The sequence below is a fragment of the Streptomyces albospinus genome, assembly GCF_014648695.1.
Lineage (GTDB): Bacteria > Actinomycetota > Actinomycetes > Streptomycetales > Streptomycetaceae > Streptomyces > Streptomyces albospinus.
Map to the genome: position 1 here is coordinate 144470 of NZ_BMRP01000016.1, position 20125 is coordinate 164594.

Below are 20125 nucleotides of genomic sequence, written 5' to 3' on the forward strand. Positions count from 1 at the left end.
TAGCGGACTGTTGAGTGAATCGTCATCGGAGCCACAACCGGATCGCGGCGAGGGTAACCGTGCCGTGGAAGACGAACGCTCTCTTGTCGTACCTCGTCGCCACCGCCCGGAAGCCCTTGAGCGCGTTGATGGTCCGCTCGACTTCGTTCCTGCGGGAACAGCGTGCCCGGTCGAAACCGGTGGGGCGACCACCGCGGCTGCCGCGCCGTTGGCGGTTGGCCCGCTGGTCCCTGCGCTCAGGGATGGTGTGCCGGATCTGCCGACGCCGCAGGTAACGGCGGTTACGGCGAGAGCTGTGCGCCTTGTCGCCACACAGGTGGCTGGGACGGGTCCGCGGGCGCCCACCGGCCGGACGCGGGACGCGAACACGGTCCAGGACTGAGATCAGCTGCGGTGCGTCACCCCACTGTCCGGGCGTGATCAGAATAGCCAGCGGCCGGCACCTGCCGTCACTCACCAGATGGATCTTGGTGGTGAACCCGCCGCGTGAGCGGCCCACCGCCTCATCGGACCGAGGCTGGCAAGGGCGACGTTGTCGTCCCGGCATCCGTGCCGCCCGATGGTGGGCCCCGGCGGCATGCTGGTGGGCACGGCATACCGTGGCATCCACGCTCACCACGCTCCAGTCGATCCGCCCCTCCACATCAGCATCGGCCGGGACAGCTCGAAGGATCCGGTCCCACGTGCCGTCCGCCGACCATCGCCGGTGACGGTCATGCACCGTCCTCCACTTCCCGAAGCGTGCAGGCAAGTCACGCCACGGTATGCCGGTCCGCTGGCGGAAGAGGATGCCGTTGATGACTGTGCGGTGGTTCTCCCATCGCCCGTCCCGGCCCACGTTCTTCGGGAGATGCGGCTCCATCCGAGCCCACGCGGTGTCACACAGATCGCCCCGTCCCCAACTGAGGGAACGATCTGCCGACGAGTCCGTCACCCGACCCCTCGGACACGCTCAATGGACCATGTTCCACATCTGGTACCGGTTGGTGTGGTTGTGGCAGGTGGTCCTGGCGACCGGGGCGCCCTGCGGGTGGCCCTGGTCCCACAGCAGCTGGTTGTAGTGTCCGTCCTGCCCGCGATCAAGGCAGAGCACCTCGTTGAGATTGGAGTCCGCCTGGTAGTTGGCGAACTGCCAACTGTTGCGAGGGTTGCCGGAGCTGTTGCCGACCCAGGTCATGTTCCACTGGTCGTGGTAGTCGCTCGAATTGCACCCGGCCGCGCGGGTTGCGAACCAGCCACTGGGATCCGAGATGGAATGCGACCACTGGACTCGAAGGCAGTTGCCCTCCTTGCGATGGACGATCTGTACCCGGTCGTAGTAGCCACCGACGTTGCTGTCGTAGGACACGACGTTCCACCGCTGCCACGGATTACCGGGCTGGCACGGATTGGTGTAGACATCGCCGCCGTTGGAGTCCAGGCAGTAGCCGGTGGCGTAGTCCTGGAGCATCACGTTGTACTGGTAGGTGTTCGCTTGGGCGGTGCCCGCTGTTCCCGCCACTGCCGCAGCCGCCAGTACGCCGGCCACCAGTGCCGATCTCACCTTTAAGTTCACCGAGAGTCCTCTCTCCCCGTACCTCAGTGGTTTGCACGAGAACCCTGGCAGGCGAGCGGACAGGCGAATAGGGGACGGGAGGTCAAGAAACGGTTCATTCCGCTCTCGGCACCCGCGCGCTCAACCCGCCGGGAGCTCCCGGTCTTCATCGCGTGCGGTGAACACCCGGTGTAGGGCCTGCCCCACCTCGTTCAGGGGCCCGCCGGAGTGTCTGGGACCGGCGTCGCGTGATCCCACGAAGCTTGGACCACATCGGTATTGCGCTCATCCCATCGGACACGCCCTAGTCGGCGGCCTGGCGCTTGTGTCGCCTGCGGCGTACGGCGACGGCGGCGATCGCCGCGAGCGCGACGGCGGTTCCGCCCCCGATCAGCCAGGGCAGGCGGCTGTGCGGGACGGGTGGGCCGGCCACGGTCACCTGCCGGGTGGTGGTCTCCTGCCCGTGGTGGCTGACGACCGTCATCGGGTACCTGCCCGCCGGTATGTCGTCCCGTACGGTGGTGTGCCCTCCAAAGAGCGTGCTCCCGTCGTCGCACTTGCAGCCGGGATCGTCCTCGCCTTCTCGGAGCGTCAACGGGCCCTCGAAGAGGGGGGACTTGACCGTCAGCGACGTCTCGCCCGCAGCGGGCTGCCGATCGGTCAGGACCACGATGACGTCGCTGCCCGGACGCACGGCGCCGGGGTCCCCGTCGCCCGGCAAAGGGCGCTTCGCGTCACCGACGACGAACCGGCCTATCACCGCCGATCCCTCGGCGACTACTGCTATCCGAGCGGTGGCGACAGTGCGGCCGTGGCTGGTCGCGGTAACGGGGTACGTGCCCGGCGCGATGTCACCGCGGATGCGGTGCCGGGTTCCCGGGGCGTCGGTCTGGACGAACTGAACGGACCCTTTTTCCAGCGGGGTGAGCGGAATAGGTTCGACGAGGGCCGGCGAGGTGACGGTCACCTCGTCCGTTCCGGCGGGCATCCCGGCGACGTTGAACGCGACCGGCCCGTTCACCTCGATCCTGACCCCGGGCCCGGCGCCGGTATACGACAGGTGAGGACCTCTGGCCGCGGCTGCTCCCGGCGCCGCCGACAGGAGGAGTGCACCGGCCGCGGCCAGGCCCGGGGCCCACCGGCGCAGGGACGGGGGAGGGAACATGGCGGGCTCCTTGCGGGGTCGGGGCTCCAACCGGCGGTGACGGCGCGGCACGCGCCTCGTGCCGGTGGCGAACACGTTGACGCATGTCATTCTCCAGCACGGCGGGCGCCTCGAAGGGGGTGTGGCCGCCGCGGTGCGGGTCGGTCGTGGATCAGGGCACGACTCGCAGTTCCTCGGCGTCCGCCATCACCCCCTGCAGCCAGGCACCTGTACCTGCCGCCCTGCTTGAGCCCCCGTTACGCAGACGGTGCTCGTTCGCTACGCCTGTCGAACGTATTCGGTGCTGGGCCTCTCGTCGGTCACGACATCGACGTCTTCACCTTGTAGCAAGGCCGGGCGTCGGCTGTTCGGATCGGCGCCACCGCAGGCCCGCGCACCGATGCCCTGATGACCGGCCAGGTGTGGAACATGACGCGCCATCAGAACGGTCCGGCCGTTGGTCGCCCTCCTGCCCGTGCTGCCGCGTGATGGTGCGCTACCGCCACACCCTCGACGCTCGGGGGCAGCAGCATTCAAGCCCTTCCTGGGGTAACCGACGTCTGCCCTTCCGTCCCTGACATCTTCGATGAGCAGGCCATGCTTCGGGTCGATGTACCGCTGACCCCCGCCGTCGCCACCGGTGCGGCGGTGTTTTTTCAGCCGCGCGCCGAGGCCGAAGGCGGCGGCGCATGCGGCGAGCACGCCCACGGCCAGCAGGATGAGATCCCTGGTGTCCTGGCCGGCGGCCGAGGTCTTGCCGACGATCGTGGACTTCGTCGACCTCGGCGTCGCACGGGTGGGGTTCGTCGCCGGTGGGGTGCTGGAAGCCCTGGGGCTCGGGTTGCCGGGCGTGGTCGCGATGTGGGTTGTGGGACCGGTGCCCTGTGACCTCGTCGGTTGGGGAACGGCAGCGCCCACCGATCCGCTCGTCGGCCTCGGAGCGGCGGAGGCCACCGATCCGGTCGAAGGGCTCGGAGGGGCGGAGGGCGCCGAACTCGGCTTCGTGATGTCGAAGGACGTCACGACATTGCTTTGGCCGGCGTTCAGGGTGCACGGCGCGTCGCCCGCGAGTGTCATGGTGCCGGTCGCGTTCTTCGCGAGGAGATGGAGGGTGAGGTTGCCGGCGGTGACCGTTCCGTGGCCTGGATGGCTGAAGGTGCGCGTGGTCGCGCCGGCGGTTGCCGTGACGTTGAAGGGACCAGATGCCGGGACGCCGGTCGTGGCCATGTGGAAGGGGACCGTGACGTCGAAGTCATCCTGTGGCGCGGCCACATGGGCCCTCGCGTCCACCGTGCCCCCGAGGGTCTTCATGCCGACCCTGTTGAGCCACTGGGTGAAACTCGCGCCCACCGTCGCCACCGCGTTGACGGCGATGGGCTTGCTGGGCGCGCCGACCGCGACCGAATTCGGGATGTCCGAGTGGATCTCCGCCGTGAAAGGCTGATCGCCGATCAGGAGCGACGAGCACGTATAGCCGAATGTGGGCGACGGCTGCGCGGCAGCCGCTCCGGCTCCGATAGTGCCCACCAACCCGCTTGCCGCTGCCGAAGCCGTGGCGACCGCAAGAATGATCCTCATCCTTGGCCTGCCGCACCTGACGCTCATGAGTTAGCCCCCCGTCCGCTGTTCGGGTGTGCGATTATGGAACGACTCTCTTTTCCTGAGGCTCAGCATGCTGCTCAGAAAGCTCAGCATGCTGCTCAGATCGCGTGCCCCGTGCCGGATCTGCGGCGCCCGGATGATTTCTCTCAGCGGGGCACGTGACGTTGTTCGGAAGACGCGGCTCAAGGCGGCTCCGGTTCCGTGAGGAACTTGGCGCACCGCTCGGACACGCCCCAAAGGACCTTGCTGGTGGGCATCTTCCAGGGCGGCAATCAGCCATCTGAGCAATGGTTGAGCAAGGGTCCCGACGGCCGCAGCCCCCCCGCACGGCAGGTGCCGTACCGCCGGATGCGAGGCATGGCCGTGGCGTATCTTCCCCCTCCGCGCAGACTTGCCCTCTCCGGCTCATGGCTGACCATCCATCAGGGATCTCGGACCTGCGCGTACATCTGTACTCACCGATGTTCGGTGCACTGCGCCGAGCCCCAGCCGGCGGCCCTGACCAGTCGGCCCGGGTCCTGACGCGGGGTCAGGTCAGGTGGGGCGGAGCGCGGTGGCGGTCGCGGTCGCGTTCGACGAACAGGTAGGGCGTCGGCCTGCTTGAGAGGGGCCTGGGGCGACGCCGACCGCCCAGACAGACCGGGCGCCCGTGTCGCCCGACCCGCTCCTCATCGACCACCTCCAGCAACTCCGGGGCGAGCACTGCCATCACGTCATGGGGGAGTATCGCTTGCCGAACCGGCTGACCGTGGACACAGGTATGGCTACTCTGAAAGCCGGCTGTGTTGCGGGAAAGAGGGGGGCCTCTGTTGGTTGAGATCGACACTGTGCTCGGCCAGGTCGTGCCTGCGGTTGAAGCGGCGGTGGGTGCGTACGGCGTCGGCGTGCTGACCAGAGCCGAGGACGAGGCGGCCGGAGCGACGGTGCGGCTGGGGCAGCGGCTGCTCGCCCGGATCCTGCACCGTGGCACCGACACCGCGTCGATCGAGGCCGCCGTCACCGACCTGGCGGAGAGCAGTGAGGACCCGGACGTACTGAACGCACTGCGCTGGCAGATCAAAAAGGTCCTGAGGGACGACCCGCAGTTTGCCGAGGAGTTGTCGGCGACGCTGCCGGAGCGCCCGGCCGTACAGGCCTCCGGCAAGGGCAGCGTGGCGGTCGGCAGGGACAACAACGGGATCATCTCCACCGGCGAGGGCGCGAGGAACATCCTGCACCGATGAACACCGGGCCCGATCCACAGGACCGCACCGCTCGCACCCCTGACCGGGCCGACGGTGAACGGTCGGTCTCGGTCGGGGGTGACAACTTCGGCGTGGTGAATACCGGCGACCACCCGGTCACCCTGCTCTTCGCCGGAGGGGTCTCTGCCGAGGGCGCGCTGGCCGAGCTGGCCGATCAGCTCGTGGATGCAGTGCGATCCGGGCGCCCCTCCGTCGATGAAGAGCTGGCCCACAAGGCCGATCTGCTGGCGGATGAGGTCGACGCGCGCCTGCAGAATGACGAGGAACAACTGCGGTTACAGGACCGGAGCCAGCTGACTGTGCACTGGCGACCGGTGCCAGGGAAAGCGCCCGGCCGCGCGGAAGACGTCCGCAACGTCCCGGCTGGGGCACCGGATGTTCCCTCGCTGGACCTGTGCCGACTGGACGAGATCATGGCCGTCCACGAGCGGGCAGAGCTCCGCTGGCTGATGGTGCTGGGACGGGAAGGCTCGGGGAAGAGCGTCCTGGCCCTGCAATTCGCGCTGAACCGCCTCAAAGAGCGTCCTCGCGCCCGCAAGGCGCCGGTGCCGGTGATCTTCAGTCTCGGATCATGGAATCCCGGCGCCACCTCGCTGCGGCGCTGGTTGATCGGCCGGCTGGAGCGGGATCACCCTTTTCTCGCCGAGGCCAGCCCCAGCGGTAAGACATGGGCCGCCGCGCTGGTGGGTGCCAAATGCGTGCTACCGATCCTGGACGGGTTCGACGAGATCGCCATCGGCCTGCGCAAACGCGCGCTGATAGCACTCAACAGCAGCACCTTGCCGCTGCTCGTGACCAGTCGCCGCACCGAAATCGAAGCTGCCGCGGAAGACAATGTGGTGCCCTCCGCCGCCGTTATCGAATTGATCGACCTCAACCTGGACGACTCCGTCACATATCTACAGAAGGCCACCGGTACAACTCCCTCCGGAGGTATGGGCGTTGCCCCCCGGGCGGGGTGGGCTTACGTCTTGAGGGAGTTGAGCCGCCGTCCCCTCACCCAGGCCAGCGCCCACCTCGCCGCCGTGCTCACCACCCCCTTGATGGTCACACTTGCCCGGTTCGTCTACGAATCCGACGCTGACCCATCGGACCTGTCCGGCCGTGACCCATCGGAACTGCTGGACACCGAGAAGTTCGGCACCCGAGAAGCCCTTGAAAAGCACCTCTTGGACAGCTATATCCGCACTGCCTACGACCGCTTTCCCGCCAACGAGCCCGAAGCAGAAGCAGAAGCCGAAGCCGAAGCAGCAGAAGAAAACCGGCGCTGGGATGCCGAACGCGCCCAGCACTGGCTCGGCTACCTCGCCGCACATCTGACGGAACTCAATACGCCCGACATCGAATGGTGGCGGCTGGGGACCACCGTGAGGCTGCGCTGGCGCATGCTGCGGGTCGGGGTCACGGTCGGCATCGCGTCCGGCCTCGTGGCCGGGCTCGTGTACGGGGCCGAGGTCGGGCTCTTGCACGGGCCCGCGTACGGGCTCGGGGCGGCAGGCCTCACCGGCCCGTTGAACGGGCTCGCGATGGGTCTGACCTTCGGGTTCATGCACGGGTTCGTCACGAAGATGGATGTCGGCGGCCCGATGTTCGAACCGTCGCTCATGGAGATCAAGCTTCAGGGCTGGACGAAGAACGGGACGAAGACAAGACTGCGGAAGAGCCTCCGCCCCAGAGTCACGCGCGGGCTCGCCGGTGGTCTCCTGTTCGGGCTCCTGTGGGCGCTCGGAAGCGCGGCCTTGATGGCCCTCCTGGGTGTCCCCGGGCCCGCGATCGCGATGAGTGCGGGGGAAGAGCTCGCGGTCGGGATCGGCCTGGGGTTTGCGATAGGGCTCATCGCCGCGCTCGGGGCCGGGTTCGAGACTGTCATCCCGAGAGAGAAACACGCCCTCCCGTCATACCTGTTGAACACGAACCGCACCACCGTACTCAAGCAGATGCTCACCATCGGGCTCGTGATCGGGTCCGGGTACGGGATCATGTTCGGGCTCGCGAACAGTGCCCTGACCGGACTCGGGGCCGGACTGGTGGCCGGATCCATGATCGCGCTCGGGGCCGCCACCATGACCGCCTGGGGCCGTTGGGTAGTCCTGGCCCGAATCTGGCTGCCCCTGACGGGAAGGTTGCCGAGGGACCTGGACGCGTTCTTGCAGGACGCCTACGCGCGAGGCATCCTGCGTCAGGTCGGAGTGGTCTACCAGTTCCGCCACGTCCAGCTCCGGGACCACCTGTGCGATGTCTACCGGAAAGGCCTCGAAGGCTCCCGCCCTGGCCCAGGGCCGGCGCATCCGCCTGATGAGCCCGAGTCTCCTCGTGCAGTGGGCAGTCCGAGTGCGACCACGGATCCCCGTATGCGCCGCGCCGCACAGCACCACGGCCGGCCCGCCGGACCGGACGCACCACTCGACACCGAGCGGGGTACCAGAGCGGCACCACCGTGAGCACACTCCACGTCCTGCTCGACGAACGTCCGGCGACCGCACTCCGACGTCCCGCAAAAGGTCCGTGACGCAACGTCATACGGCCACAAGAAGTGGATCAGAGCCGCTTGGCATGGCCGCCGTCACCCCTTGATGCCCACCCGCAGAGGGCGGGTGGCAGATCTCCGCGGTGCACCAGAACTGCCGAAGTCAGCTCGAACTCGGGTGGTGTGACTGGGACAGTGACGCGGCCAGCCGGGGGCGCAGCACCTTTCCGGTGGCGGTGCGCGGTATCTCCGGTACCGGCACTACGCGTGAAGGCAGTACTGCCTGGGGGAACCTCGCCTGCAATGCGGCCCGAGCACCCGCTACGTCCGTGGCGGTATCGAGTACCACGGCCGCGATGATGCTCTCTCCTGTGAACCTGTCCGGGACCGTGACGCAGGCCGCGTCGCGTACTTCCGGAAGGGCGCGAAGGACTCGGTCCATCTCCTCCAGCGACACGGTTTCCCCGGACACCTTGGCGATGTTCTTCAGCCTGCCTGTGAGTACGAAGCAGTCGCGCCCTTCCTCCTCCACCCGGTAACCCAGGTCCTGGGAGTGGAACCACCCGTTGCGGAAGGCCTCCGCAGTGGCCTCGGCGTTGCCGGCATAGCCGGACATCACGTTGAAGCCCCGCATGCACACCTCACCCACCTGTCCGGGGCGCACTGGACGGCAATCCTCATCAAGTACCGCCACTTCGTTACCGTAGACAGCCACACCGATCGAGGGGATGTCCGGATCCAGCATGAGCCGCCGGTAGGTTTCCCCGGACAGGTTCGTCGGCATCGTGGTGGAGAAGTTCGTGGTTTCGGAAAGACCGTAGGCCTGGAGCACCCGGGCACCGAGCCTGTTGGCGACCGAGCGGGCGGTGCGTGTGGTCAGAGGGGCCGCTGCCGAGACGAAGTAGTCGAAGTCCCCCGGTACGTCAGGGCCGCGCCACATTTCCGCGAGCGCTTCGAGTACGCCCGGTACCACGCTCGCGATGCGCGGACGGTAGTGCCGCAGCATCTTCGGGTAGTTCATCGGCGAGAACGACTCGGCGAGAATCGTGTGCGCCCCGGCCATCATGGTGCCCAGGACGGTGAAGTGGGCACCGTTGACGTGGTGGATGGGCAGGCATCCCAGCACCCGGTCACCGGCGGCGAGACCGTGGTGGCGTCGCACTGCCTCGGCATTGGCCACCGCGTTGACGTGTGACTGAGCGACAATCTTGGACGCCGCGGTGGAGCCGGACGTCGCGAAGTACAGAGCGTCAGCGGTCGGGTCGACAGGTGGCAGCGGTAGCACCCGCTCCGCCAGGTCTTCCCAGTGCGGCAGTGTGGTGGAGTCCGCGCACGGCGCGTCGGTGCCGGGTGCTCGGAGCACGGCCAGCGCGCCGACGGCCTGGAGTTGCTCGGCGCGGCGTTCCGGCGGATCGGAAGGTCCGAGCATGAGCAGGCCGAACCCGGCGCGCAGCACGCCCAGTACCGCCAGGACCGATGGCACGTCGTTCGTCGGCGCGAGTGCGAGCACGGCCGGGCGAGCGGTACCCCACTCGGCACACAGCCATCCCGCGAGCGCACGGCTCGCGACCTCGGCGGTGCGGTAGTCCAGTGTGGTCTCTGCGCCGCTGTGTGCCACGGCGGTGATCAGTGGTGCGTTGCCCTGACGCTGTGCGAACCAGTGCAGTGCCTCGAACGGGGTACGCCACGCCGAATGGGGAAAGCTGGGGTCGACTCCCAGATACCTATGAGCGCGTATGCGGTCGGCAGACGTCATTGAACAGCCATCCCTCGTGGTTCACCTTGAATCCGCGCCATGCGGAAACGACCCGGCATCTCGGTACATCCATCCGTACTCGGCCGTGCACGCCGACGACGATGTGGGCGAAGGGGGCGGCCCAGGCCCTGTCGTCACACTCCCCCCGGCCCTTCGGGCAGACGAAGGGAGTCCGACGACAGGGCCTCATCCCGATCGTGCGCCATGCCTGTTGCGTGGACCTGTGAGCGGCTCGGGCGCGGAAGCGGCTGTGGGCGGCGTGTCCGCTCGGCCCAGGCCACCACTGCTCCCGTGGGCAGGGTTGCCAGCAGGAACGCTCCACCCAGCACGAGCCAGCCTGGCGAGCCCCACTCGATCAGGAGGAAGGTCAGCAAGGTGGGCGCGAGCATCATGGCGGTTCCGTAACCGGTCATGACGAAACCCTGGTACTGGCCTTGCTTGCCTGTGGGGGCAAGGCCGAAGGCGATGTGCCACGAGGCCGCTGACACCAGCAGTTCGCCCCATACGTGCATGGCGCCGGCCGCCAGCAGCAGCACGGTCGACATGACCGGCGAACCACCCGCCGAGAGTGCGAACAGGCCGCAAGCGGCGCACAGCACCACCCCTGACCACCGGGACGCCCGCACCGCACGGGGCATCGTGGTCACCCGGGAGCCGATGCGCACTTGGAACAGAACGACGCTGACCGTGTTCAGCACGAACAGGACGGTCACCATGGCCGTCGAGGCACGGGTGTATGTGGTGATCCACAGAGGCAGCACGATCTGGAGGAGCACCGAATGCATGGCGACCACAGCGCCGAGTGCGGTGAAGACCGCGAACGGGCCGTCGCGGAAGACCGCCCACCGGGGCTCGTCCGGCGGAGAGTCGGGCACCGGCGGGACCGGGGGCAGGGTCGCGAGCATGGCTGCGGAGGCGAAGAAGCCCAGCGCATTCACGATGATGACCGTTGAGAACGCCGTGGTGGTGCCGATCTGCAAGGCGATGCTTGCTCCCGCGGCGCCGACTGCCATACCGGCGTTGTTCACCGAACGGATCATCGCCTGCGTCCGCACCACCTCTTCGCCGCCCACCAGCCCCGCGATGAGAGCTTGCTGCGCGGCCCGGGACCCGCGCTGTGCCGCGGTGAACAGGCACGCCACCAGAACGAAGACCGGGAATCCGCGCACCAGCAGGTAGCCGGACGCCGCAACGCCGTTGAGCGCCACGAGCAGGACGGCAACGCGCTGGGGACCTCGGCGGTCGGCCAGGTGCCCCACGGGCACGCCGACCAGCAGGCCTATCGCGCCCGCGATCGTCAGACCCAAGCCCATTGCCGTGGGAGTGAGGCCGCCTACTCGGGTGAAGTAGATCGCTGAGCAGGTCACGAACGCGCCATTGCCGGCGCTCATCAGCAGGCTGGCGGTGACAAGCCTGCGGGTAGGGCCCAGTCTCGGCAACATCAATGGAATGCCCTTCTCGGGTGGTGCCCTTGACCAATTCAGGACAGCAGCAGTCGAGGGCGGTGGACATCCAGCCATGTCGCGAGGTTCAGGCTGCGCTCCAATCCGCTCCGCACAGACGGGCCCGTTTCCCCGGTCACGGCCCTCTTCAGCCATGGCCTGCTGATCAGGCCGAACACCGGGTGGTCCGAGTCGACGAGCAGTTCCTTCGCCTGATGCCGCAAAGCGGCCAGGTAGCCCGGGTCTTGGATGGACGGGTAGGCGCTCTTGACCCGGTCGGCCACCGACGGGGGCAACATGTCCCGCACGGCCGCACGCAACAGGCTCTTCTCGCGACCGTCGAAGCTCTTCACCGTCCATGGAGTGTTGTGCACGTACTCCACCAGCCGGTGATCGCAGAACGGCACACGGACCTCCAGCCCGACGGCCATGCTCATCCGGTCCTTGCGGTCCAGCAGCATGCGCATGAACCGGGTGATGCCGAGGTGCGAGGTCACCCGACGGGTGCGGGCCTCGGCGTCGTCTCCGGGCAGCTGCTCGACCTCGGCCACCGCGTCGGCGTAGCGGTCCGCTGTGTAGGCGGGCAGGTCCAGCGCCTGGAGCAACTCCGGCCGCAGTACGGCGCCGTCCCGGCCCTGGCTGCCCGAGGGTACCCCGTTCGCCGGCGACATCCACGGAAAGGTACCGGCCCGCTGCGCCGCCAGGGACTGGTGCCAGTGGTACCCGCCGAACACCTCGTCGGCGCTCTCGCCGGACAGTGCCACTGCCGAGTGCCTACGGACCGCATGGAACAGCCGGTAGAGCGAGACGTCGGTGTCACCGGTGCCGGCTGGGATGTCCCGGGCGGTGATCACCGCCCGGCGGATGGCCGGATCGGCCAGCGAGTCCGCATCCAACACGATGTCCGAGTGCACCGTGCCCACGTGTGCGACCACGTCCCGCACATAGGGCGTGTCCGGGGTGGGGCGTGCCGAGTCCGGTATGAAGTTCTCGGTCTGTCCGGCGAAGTCGACGGCAAAGCTGTGTGCCTTCTGGCCCTGGAGGGACAGTTGTCGCGCGGAGAGAGCGGTCACCGCGCTGGAGTCCAGTCCGCCGGAGAGCAGCAGGCACAGCGGGACATCGGCGACCAACTGCCGGGAGACGATGTCTTCCAGGAGTTCGCGCACATGGGAAATGGTCGAGTCCCGGTCATCGGTGTGTTCTTTTGAGGTCAGCGTCCAATAGACGTGCTCACGCACGCCCGTGACATCGACCGTGGTCACCGTGCCGGGCTTGACCTCGCGCATGCCCGCCCATACCGCATGCCCTGGCGTCTTGATGAAGCCGAACAGCTCACGCAGTCCGTCCAGGTCGACGGTCCTGGTGGCCAGCGGGTTCGCCAGTATCGCCTTGGGTTCCGAGCCGAAGAGCACGCCATCCGCCGTGGGCTGGTAGTACAGCGGCTTGACGCCCAGCCGGTCACGGATCATTACCAGTTTCGCCGAGCGGGGGTCCCAGACAGCGAAGGCGTACATCCCGTTGAGCCGGTCGGCGACCGCCTCCCCCCACTCCAGGTAGCCGCGCAGCACCACCTCGGTGTCTCCGGTGGAGCGGAAGACATGCCCCCGGCGTCGCAACTCCTCCCGCAGTTCACGGTAGTTGTAGACCTCGCCGCTGTAGACCATGGCCAGCGGGCCGGCGGGGATGTCCAGTGTCATCGGCTGAGTACTGCCGGCGAGGTCGATGACCGCCAGCCGCCGATGGCCGAGCGCGGCGCAACCGCGCGGATCGGTCCATGTGCCGGCCGCGTCCGGACCGCGGCAGGACATGGTCTCGGTCATCGCATCCAGCGTTTGCCGTTCCCGGTTCAGGTCTCGCTCGAAGGCAACCCATCCGGCGATACCACACATGCGACTGTCTCCCTCGGAAAGCAGAACGGGGGCTGAGCGATCCGGGCCGGTCACCGGTGGGATGGCGACTGGGCACTCAGCGCATGACGCATACGGCACAGGCTGCGCGTGCGGCCCAACACCGCCAGCGTCTCGTACAGCGGGGGCGCGACCGGGCGGCCGGTCAGGGCGACCCGGAGCGCACCGAGGGCCGCACGGGCCTGCTGTCCCAGCCCATTTTTGAGGCGGAGCCGCACCGACTCCGCCGTCCAGTCCTCCAGTCCTTCCAAGAGGTCTGCGGCGGCACGCAACGCATCGTGGTCCACCACCGAATCGTCCACGCCGGCCTGCGCGGGGACCGAGTCGTCAGGAAGGAACAGGAACGCGACGGCCTCGGCGGCCTCGGTCAGCGTCCTGGCGGCACCCTGCACCAAGGGCACGGCTCGGGACAGCAAACCCCGCTGGGCCGCGCTCGGTTCCGGCGGCAACACCCCAGCCCCGATCACCTGCGGCAGCAATGCCGCACCATAGTCGGGAATGCTCAGTCGGCGCAGATGAGCGGTGTTGATCTCGGTGATGCGTGCCACGTCCAACCGAACCGGGTGCGCCCGCATCCGACCGACGTCGTAATCCTCGATCAGCTCCTGGCGGGTGAAGACAGGCCCGGTGGTGGAGTGCGACCAGCCGATCGACGCGAGGTAGTTGACCATTGCCTCTGGAAGGAAACCGCGCTCTCGATAGCCCAGCACCTCGGCGTCCGGGACGGCGCGGCTCAACTTCTTGCCCCGTGCATCGAGAACCGGGGAGATGTGTCCCAAACGGGGGATGAACGTGGTGATTCCGAGGCGCTGGAGGGCGGCGTAAGCAGCCAATTGGCGCGGTGTCGACGAGAGCAAGTCATCCCCGCGCAGACTGTGCGTGATGCCCATCATTGCATTGTCGACCGTATTTGCGAGCGCGAATAGGGGATCGCCGTTTGCGCGTACCATGACGGGGTCGGGGGTGTGGCTGGGAGGAAACACGATCCTGCCGCGAACCAGGTCATCGAAGACGACCTCCTCGTCGGGCATCCGCAACCGGAGCACCGCGGTGCGTCCCTCGGCGCGGTACGAGGCCTTGCGCCGTTCGGACATGTCGCGGTCACCGTTGTCATAGCCGGCCGTCAGCGGCCGTCCGGCTGCGCGATTGCGCGCCTCGATCTCTTCGCGCGTGGAGAACGACTCGTACAGTTCGCCCGCCTCGAACAGCTTGCGTGCGGCTTCGAGATGGATCTCCCGACGTTCGCTCTGGAGGTAGGGGCCATTGTGGCCGCCCACGCCAGGGCCCTCATCCCAGTCGAGCCCCAGCCATTGCAGCACCTCGGTCAACGGCTGGTAGTACTCGGCCATGCCCGTGGCCGCGTCCGTGTCCTCGATTCGGAGCACGAACCGGCCGCCGTTGCGTCGGGCCAGCGCCCAGTTGACCACGGCCGCGCGGATCAGCCCCATGCTCGGTGGCCCGATCGGTGAAGGGCTGAAAGCGGTGCGCACGGTCGCGGGCGTCCCCGTGGACGCGACCTGAGAAAGGTGCGTCGCCATCTCATGCATCACAGTCTCATTTCCTGTTCACTACGCGCCTGAGCCCTGCGCGTGCAGCCACTCCGCCATGGGCAACCGGAATTTCTCGCACCTTCGCGGTTGGATATCTCCACCCTCTGCGAAAGGTAGCAGCGGGCTCCGTGAGCAAATACCGCCTCGGGTAATGGGCGAGCCACTCGCGAGCAACACGGGATGCGGCTGCTGGTGGCGCGGTGCGCATCGGCATGAGCGCCTCATCAGCGACGGAGCTTCGCCGGAACCGGCGGATTTCCGGGAAGTTTCCACGCAGTTCCTGATGCGGCCCGGCCTGTAGTCCGGGCATGGTGCGGAATGAAGTGCTGCGGAAGGGGGCCGATCTACGCTCCCGACGACCACCATGACAATGCCGCCGGACCCGAAGGAGACACATATGCCGGTCACTGAATTCATGACCACCGCGATAAAGGCGGGTTCGTGATGACCCCATCGACCTGGGAAGTCGCCGCGGACGCCCGCGAGGTGCACGATCTGCTGTGCGCGAGCGACCGCTACCAGGCGGAGCGGTTCCACTCGCCCGTGCCGCAGCGCAATCCCGCCACCACCGCATCCCGGGTGCATGACGGCCTGGTGCACCTGTTGCGCGTCGGAGGGGCAGTGGCCGCCATGTTCACCCTCACCCGGACACCAGCCTTTGAGGAGCCGCCGGGAGTCTTCCCGGCGGCCGTGAACCCTGCATACCTGAGCAGGCTTGCCGTCCGGCCCGACCTCGTCGCCGCCGCCTCGCTCGCCGGGCCGCTGTGCCTGCGCCGGGCCATCGCGCTCGCGCGTGAGCGCGGCGCGGACATGCTGAGAGCCGAAGCGAACCCCGACCTGGAGTCCACCGTGGAGTGCATGACGCTCCTGGGCTTTCGCCGCTGCACCACGTCATCCGGTGGTAGCACCGGGCCGCGGCGCGTCCACCTCTATCGCGTGCTGACGTGAGTCGCCTCGGTCGCAGTCGAACCGGTAGGTGCTGCGGTGCCGGTAGACACCGCCCGGGTCGAGCCGTGCGGACGGGTAGTCCGGGCGGTTCGGTGCGTCCGGCATGGCTCCGGTCTCCAGGCAGATCCCGCTGCGCGGGCGCTGGGCGAACCAGTCCCCGGTGTACACGCCGACCGCCGGCTGGTCCGTACTGAGTCGCATCACCCGGCCGCTGCTCGGGTGCGACAGCTCCGCGAGCACCGACCCGCCCGGGGCAAGGAAGCAGTTGTCGATACTGACACCGTCGAGCGACCGCTCGGCGGTGAAGTCGCGGGCAGTGCCGCGTACTTCTTCGGGAGCCCCCGGAAGAGGGATGAGGTCTCTGTCGAAGCGCACCGCCTCTGTTGCCCCGAGCCGAAGTCGGTGCCCGTCGATGGTGCCTCCACCCGCGAGGTTCCAGAAGGCGTGATTGGTCATCCCGACGATCGTGGGCGCCGTGGTGGACGCGGTGTACTCGATGATCAGCGTGCCGTCCGGCTCGATCCGGTAGGTGGCGCACGCCCTCAGTTCGCCCGGGTAGCCCTGGTCGCCGTCCGGGCTGAGCGCTGACAGCCGCACCTCCAACGCGTCTCCGTCTCTCGACGCCTCGGCCGACCACACGCGGCGGTCGAGCCCCTCGGAGCCGCCGTGCACATGAAGCTCGCCCTCGTTGCGGTCCAGCGTGTGGCGCACGCCGTCGAGAGTGAACTCCGCGCCTGACACAGAGCGGCAGTAGCGGCCGAGGGTGGCCCCGACGTACGGATTCGTCCGGCGGTCCAGGTAGGAGTCGAGATCAGTCAGGCGCACGCAGACATTGGCGTATCGGCCTTCCCGGTCCGGTACTTGGACGTCGACCAGGGTGGCGCCGTAACTCCACACCGTCACCGCGGGCCCGCTACCGGTGTCCAACACGTATGCCTCCACCGCGGCGGCGGGGTACCCGGCGCGGGCGGGCGCGACACCGACGGTGGTGCGCTCGATGGTGGGACGTGAGGCCACAAGGTCTCCTCTCGGCACCGACGCGCGGTGCGTGCTCTCGGCGGTCAGCGGATGCGGAGCCGTCCGAAGTGGGGCATCACGGGTTCTGAAGACACGCGTCGCCGGGTGTTGCGTGGGGTGAGAGACCGGTCGGCACCGCCGACTCCGCATGGACGGATCCATGACCAGGCGAAGGCGTGCGTCGAAGAAGCCCGCCTGACCGCCAGACCTTAATCACGCGGTCCTGCGTCGCGCCCACCGTGCGGTAATCGCGTGCCCATTGGCCTCACTTGGCGGGCCATTCCGAACTCACTGCCCGACGGGCAGATCGATTGCCGGAAGGATGGCGCCGTAGTTACCCGGGCGGTGATCCGGCCGCGTTACCTTCATCGCGCAGTGGCGATCCTTCCCCCAGGGCGGACGCAGCAACGGCCGATACCGCGAGGTGGGCGAACACGTCGTCCCGTGCCGGTGGAGCATCTACACAGGACAGGTGAGACATGAAAGACGGCCTTGCGCTGACCGAGAGTGAAGTACGTGACTACCTGCACACGCTGCTGTGCGACCTACTGTTGCGGGAATCCATTCCGGCCGACCACGACCTCAAGGACAGTGGCGCCCTCAACTCCATCATGTTCCTTGAGCTGTTCGTCCGGCTGGAGACACAGTTCGGGATTCACATCACCGCTGCCGATGTGAACCAGGACAACTTCCGCACCGTGGAGTCGATCACCCGGTTCGTCTGTGCGAAGCGAGTGGAAGTCTGATGGGCTCGGAACTCACCATCACCGGTTGCACGCCCGCCGATTACGCGGAGATATGTACCCTTCAAGAAGGGCTGTGGGCCGGCGGGCCGGACGGCAACCACGCTTACCTGGAGTGGAAGTACCACGCCAATCCCTATCTCGACGAGCGTTACACAGTGATCGCCCGCTCACCGTCAACCGAGCGCGCCGAACTGCTCGGCATGGTAGGCGTCTTCGGCTCATGCTGGGAAAGAGACGGGCGCCGGATCACGCTGCCCTGCCTGACGGACACGATCATCGCCGGCGAGTACCGCAACAGCCCGCTCTTCCATGAGATGGTCGACGAGGTGCTCTTCCGGCTGCGCCGCGACGGCGTCCCGTGGCTGCTCGACTTCGGCGACCAGGGCACCGTGCCGGCGATGTTGATCCGTGGCTGGCGGCAGGTCGGTGTCTGGGGACAGTCCGTGGTGACGCGGGCCGCCGACGCCGGACACCACGGCCCATGGGACGAGTTGCCTGTCACCCGCGGCGTACGCTCCGGTTCGCTGATCTCGCCGACCTGCACCCCGGACCTCGACGCCATGGCCGAGGTCGTACGCGACGTGCCCACCGACGGTCGCATCCGCGTCGCGCGCGACAGCGCCTACTTCGACTGGCGAGCCTCGAATCCATTGGCAAAGTACTACTACCTCGTAGCGCGGTCGGAAGCAGGAAGCGCCGAGGGCTATCTCGTCGCCCATCGATCCGGCGTGGACACCGACCAGGGTCCGACACCGACCACAGTTGTCGAGTGTGAAGCCCGCAGCGCGGAGGCCTGCGCCGACCTCATCCAGATCGCCCACGAGTCCTTGCCCGGCACCCGTGTGCTCATGTGGACACGGGATCTGGCGGACGCAGGAGTCGGCGTCCTGGCCGACATGGGCGCCGAGTTCATCGAGCCGACCGGTCGGCCCACCCAGGATCGGCCGCTGCCCAGCCTGCTCATCCGCGAAACCGGTGCCTTTCCGCTGGCGGCCGAGCTCCCGGACGTGAGCAGGCTCGATGCGTGGGACTTCCGCGGTGTCTCCGGCCGAGGCTGGCGCTAGGGCCTTTCCGACCCTGACCCATCGGACAGGCCCTAGGGTCCCGTCTCCCACTACGCGATGCGCATGGACCAGGTACCGCTCCACAAGAGGAAGAGAGGTGTTGACGTGACAGGCCATCGAGCAGGCGGGTTTCCGAACGCTACGCTCGTCGGGGAACGTCGGGAGTTGCGGGCGTCCTCCGTGGTGGAGTTGATCAGCCGATGGGCCGAGACCGCGCCGGACGCGGTCGCGCTCGAATGCGGAAACACCAGGACCACGTTCCGTCAGCTGTGGCGGCGCAGCATGTCCATCGCCGCCGGGCTGCGTGACACGGACGTGCAGCCGGGTGAGGTCATCGGCGTCATCGCCCACCGCAACGCGGAGTCGGTGGCGGCGATGATCGCGGTCATGGCCGTCCGCGCGGCCTACGCGCCGATCGATCCCACCAATCCCCTCGGGCGCGTGCGGCTCATCCTCGACCAGATACGGCCGCGAGTCGTGCTGTGGGACGGCGGCGGCTCCGTCGAATGCGCCGCCGGCCTCGCCACGCTGAACACCTCCGAGGTGCCGGATCTGCCGGCGGACGGCTCGGCCCCCGTCACCTCCGGCCCGCGCCACGACGATCTGGCCTACGTGGTCTTCACATCGGGCTCGACGGGGTTGCCCAAGGGCGTGTTGGTGGAGCACCGGTCCCTGGTCAACCACATCGGCTGGGCCACGACCCACGTCCTGCCGAACGCCGGCGGCGCCGCCTGCCCGGTGTTCGCCAGCATGAGCTTCGACCTCGCTCTCACCACCCTGTGGGTGCCCTTGGCGCAGGGCCGCACGATCGTCATGATCGAGGACTCCTGGGACTACCCGAGCCTGTTCGCCCCCCGAACCGGGCCGTATGACTTCATCAAGGCCACACCCAGCCACTTCCGCCTGTTCGAGCGCATGCTGCGGCCGGACTACCGATCCGTCGCCAAGCGGCTGATGATCGGCGGGGAGCCGCTGGAACCGGCCATGCTGCGGCAGATGGGCGACAGGCTCGACGGCGTGGAAGTGGTCAACCACTACGGGCCGACCGAGACCACGATCGGCTGCTGCGCCTTCCGTTCCACGGTGCGGGAGATGCCCGACCTGCCCACCGTGCCCATCGGCAGCCCCGCCTGGAACACCGCGGCCTACGTGGTGGACGATCGCGGCGGACCGGTGGGGGTGGGCGGACACGGTGAACTCCTCATCAGTGGATTCGGTATCGCCCGCGGCTACCTCGACGGCGGCGGGGACCGCTTCCTCGATGAGGCCGCGTTCGGCGGCCGTGCCTACCGCACGGGCGACATCGTCGAGGTGCTGCCTGATGGTGTGCTGCTTCATCTCGGGCGAAAAGACAGCCAGTTGAAGGTGAGCGGCCATCGGTTCGAACCGGCCGAGTTGCGCCGCCACGCGGTCTCGCTGCCGCTGATCGCCGACGCTGCCTTCGACGTCATCCGCGGTGGTGTCCTGGACGCGGTCGAGGCCTTCGTGGTCTTCGACGAGCAGTCGGCACAGACGCCGCCCACGGAGCGGGAGATCCGCGTACAGCTCGCCTCCCTGCTGCCCAAGGAACTGGTGCCCAGGCGGGTCTACGTCGTGCCCGAGATCAAGGTCAACGCCAACGGCAAAAGGGACGTACGGGCCACCAGGGAGCTGGCCGAGGCGAGGGCGGGGGAAACCGGTCCGTGAGCCCGGTACGGACAGCGC

Annotated in this window: 15 protein-coding genes; 6 read left to right on the forward strand and 9 right to left on the reverse strand. The window is 67.9% G+C overall.

Going from position 1 to position 20125, the window contains the following annotated elements; all coding sequences use genetic code 11:
- Nucleotides 1-22: 22 nt before the first annotated feature.
- From IEZ17_RS22425 to IEZ17_RS22440, 4 genes are all read right to left on the reverse strand, one after another.
- Nucleotides 23-934: an IS5 family transposase gene (locus IEZ17_RS22425; RefSeq protein WP_268249837.1), complete on the reverse strand. Its 912-nt coding sequence runs from the start codon at nt 932-934 to the stop codon at nt 23-25.
- Between the two features lie 18 nt (nt 935-952).
- Nucleotides 953-1555, reverse strand: a complete 603-nt coding sequence (locus tag IEZ17_RS22430) for a ricin-type beta-trefoil lectin domain protein (RefSeq protein WP_189302866.1) — start codon at nt 1553-1555, stop codon at nt 953-955.
- A 283-nt stretch (nt 1556-1838) separates the two neighbouring features.
- Nucleotides 1839-2699, reverse strand: coding sequence for a hypothetical protein (locus tag IEZ17_RS22435; protein ID WP_189302868.1), 861 nt, complete (start codon nt 2697-2699; stop codon nt 1839-1841).
- A 258-nt stretch (nt 2700-2957) separates the two neighbouring features.
- Nucleotides 2958-4256 (reverse strand): DUF6801 domain-containing protein, encoded by a 1299-nt coding sequence (locus tag IEZ17_RS22440; protein ID WP_189302870.1) that lies wholly within the window; start codon nt 4254-4256, stop codon nt 2958-2960.
- A gap of 833 nt (nt 4257-5089) precedes the next feature.
- On the opposite strand from IEZ17_RS22440, the gene IEZ17_RS22445 reads away from it, so the two are divergent.
- Nucleotides 5090-5503 (forward strand): hypothetical protein, encoded by a 414-nt coding sequence (locus IEZ17_RS22445; RefSeq protein ID WP_229852510.1) that lies wholly within the window; start codon nt 5090-5092, stop codon nt 5501-5503.
- Entirely contained in the window at nt 5500-7965 is a 2466-nt protein-coding gene (locus IEZ17_RS22450; protein WP_189302872.1) for an NACHT domain-containing protein, read from the forward strand. Before IEZ17_RS22445 ends, IEZ17_RS22450 begins: the two co-directional genes overlap by 4 nt.
- A gap of 189 nt (nt 7966-8154) precedes the next feature.
- On the opposite strand, the gene IEZ17_RS22455 is transcribed toward IEZ17_RS22450, so the two are convergent.
- From IEZ17_RS22455 to gltX, 4 genes are all read right to left on the reverse strand, one after another.
- Nucleotides 8155-9747: a class I adenylate-forming enzyme family protein gene (locus tag IEZ17_RS22455; protein ID WP_189302874.1), complete on the reverse strand. Its 1593-nt coding sequence runs from the start codon at nt 9745-9747 to the stop codon at nt 8155-8157.
- A gap of 134 nt (nt 9748-9881) precedes the next feature.
- Nucleotides 9882-11189: an MFS transporter gene (locus tag IEZ17_RS22460; protein WP_194505905.1), complete on the reverse strand. Its 1308-nt coding sequence runs from the start codon at nt 11187-11189 to the stop codon at nt 9882-9884.
- 38 nt (nt 11190-11227) lie between these two features.
- Entirely contained in the window at nt 11228-13078 is a 1851-nt protein-coding gene (gene asnB / locus IEZ17_RS22465) for an asparagine synthase (glutamine-hydrolyzing) (protein WP_189302878.1), read from the reverse strand.
- 50 nt (nt 13079-13128) lie between these two features.
- On the reverse strand, nt 13129-14643 hold the full coding sequence (gltX, locus tag IEZ17_RS22470) for a glutamate--tRNA ligase (protein ID WP_229852511.1): 1515 nt from the start codon (nt 14641-14643) through the stop codon (nt 13129-13131).
- A gap of 447 nt (nt 14644-15090) precedes the next feature.
- On the opposite strand from gltX, the gene IEZ17_RS22475 reads away from it, so the two are divergent.
- Nucleotides 15091-15594 carry a GNAT family N-acetyltransferase gene (locus tag IEZ17_RS22475; protein ID WP_229852512.1) on the forward strand — a complete coding sequence of 168 codons (504 nt, stop codon included), beginning with the start codon at nt 15091-15093 and terminating at the stop codon, nt 15592-15594.
- On the opposite strand, the gene IEZ17_RS22480 is transcribed toward IEZ17_RS22475, so the two are convergent.
- A complete protein-coding gene (locus tag IEZ17_RS22480) occupies nt 15538-16611 on the reverse strand; it encodes an aldose epimerase family protein (RefSeq protein WP_229852513.1) in 1074 nt (357 codons plus the stop codon). The two genes, IEZ17_RS22475 and IEZ17_RS22480, sit on opposite strands and share 57 nt — an antisense overlap.
- A 479-nt stretch (nt 16612-17090) precedes the next feature.
- On the opposite strand from IEZ17_RS22480, the gene IEZ17_RS22485 reads away from it, so the two are divergent.
- The 3 genes from IEZ17_RS22485 (at nt 17091) to IEZ17_RS22495 (ending at nt 20107) form a co-directional block, all read left to right on the forward strand.
- The gene (locus IEZ17_RS22485) at nt 17091-17357 is read left to right on the forward strand and encodes an acyl carrier protein (protein WP_189302880.1); all 267 of its coding nucleotides are present in this window, start codon (nt 17091-17093) and stop codon (nt 17355-17357) included.
- Entirely contained in the window at nt 17357-18421 is a 1065-nt protein-coding gene (locus IEZ17_RS22490; protein WP_189302881.1) for a hypothetical protein, read from the forward strand. Before IEZ17_RS22485 ends, IEZ17_RS22490 begins: the two co-directional genes overlap by 1 nt.
- A 165-nt stretch (nt 18422-18586) precedes the next feature.
- Nucleotides 18587-20107 (forward strand): amino acid adenylation domain-containing protein, encoded by a 1521-nt coding sequence (locus tag IEZ17_RS22495; protein ID WP_189302882.1) that lies wholly within the window; start codon nt 18587-18589, stop codon nt 20105-20107.
- Nucleotides 20108-20125 lie beyond the last annotated feature (18 nt).

Coding starts and splice junctions, on each gene's coding strand:
- IEZ17_RS22435 (WP_189302868.1), bottom strand. CDS start 2,699: ATGTTCCCTCCCCCGTCCCTGCGCCGGTGGGCCCCGGGCCTGGCCGCG.
- IEZ17_RS22440 (WP_189302870.1), bottom strand. CDS start 4,256: ATGAGGATCATTCTTGCGGTCGCCACGGCTTCGGCAGCGGCAAGCGGG.
- IEZ17_RS22450 (WP_189302872.1), top strand. CDS start 5,500: ATGAACACCGGGCCCGATCCACAGGACCGCACCGCTCGCACCCCTGAC.
- IEZ17_RS22455 (WP_189302874.1), bottom strand. CDS start 9,747: ATGACGTCTGCCGACCGCATACGCGCTCATAGGTATCTGGGAGTCGAC.
- IEZ17_RS22460 (WP_194505905.1), bottom strand. CDS start 11,189: ATGTTGCCGAGACTGGGCCCTACCCGCAGGCTTGTCACCGCCAGCCTG.
- asnB (WP_189302878.1), bottom strand. CDS start 13,078: ATGTGTGGTATCGCCGGATGGGTTGCCTTCGAGCGAGACCTGAACCGG.
- gltX (WP_229852511.1), bottom strand. CDS start 14,643: ATGCATGAGATGGCGACGCACCTTTCTCAGGTCGCGTCCACGGGGACG.
- IEZ17_RS22475 (WP_229852512.1), top strand. CDS start 15,091: ATGACCCCATCGACCTGGGAAGTCGCCGCGGACGCCCGCGAGGTGCAC.
- IEZ17_RS22485 (WP_189302880.1), top strand. CDS start 17,091: ATGAAAGACGGCCTTGCGCTGACCGAGAGTGAAGTACGTGACTACCTG.
- IEZ17_RS22490 (WP_189302881.1), top strand. CDS start 17,357: ATGGGCTCGGAACTCACCATCACCGGTTGCACGCCCGCCGATTACGCG.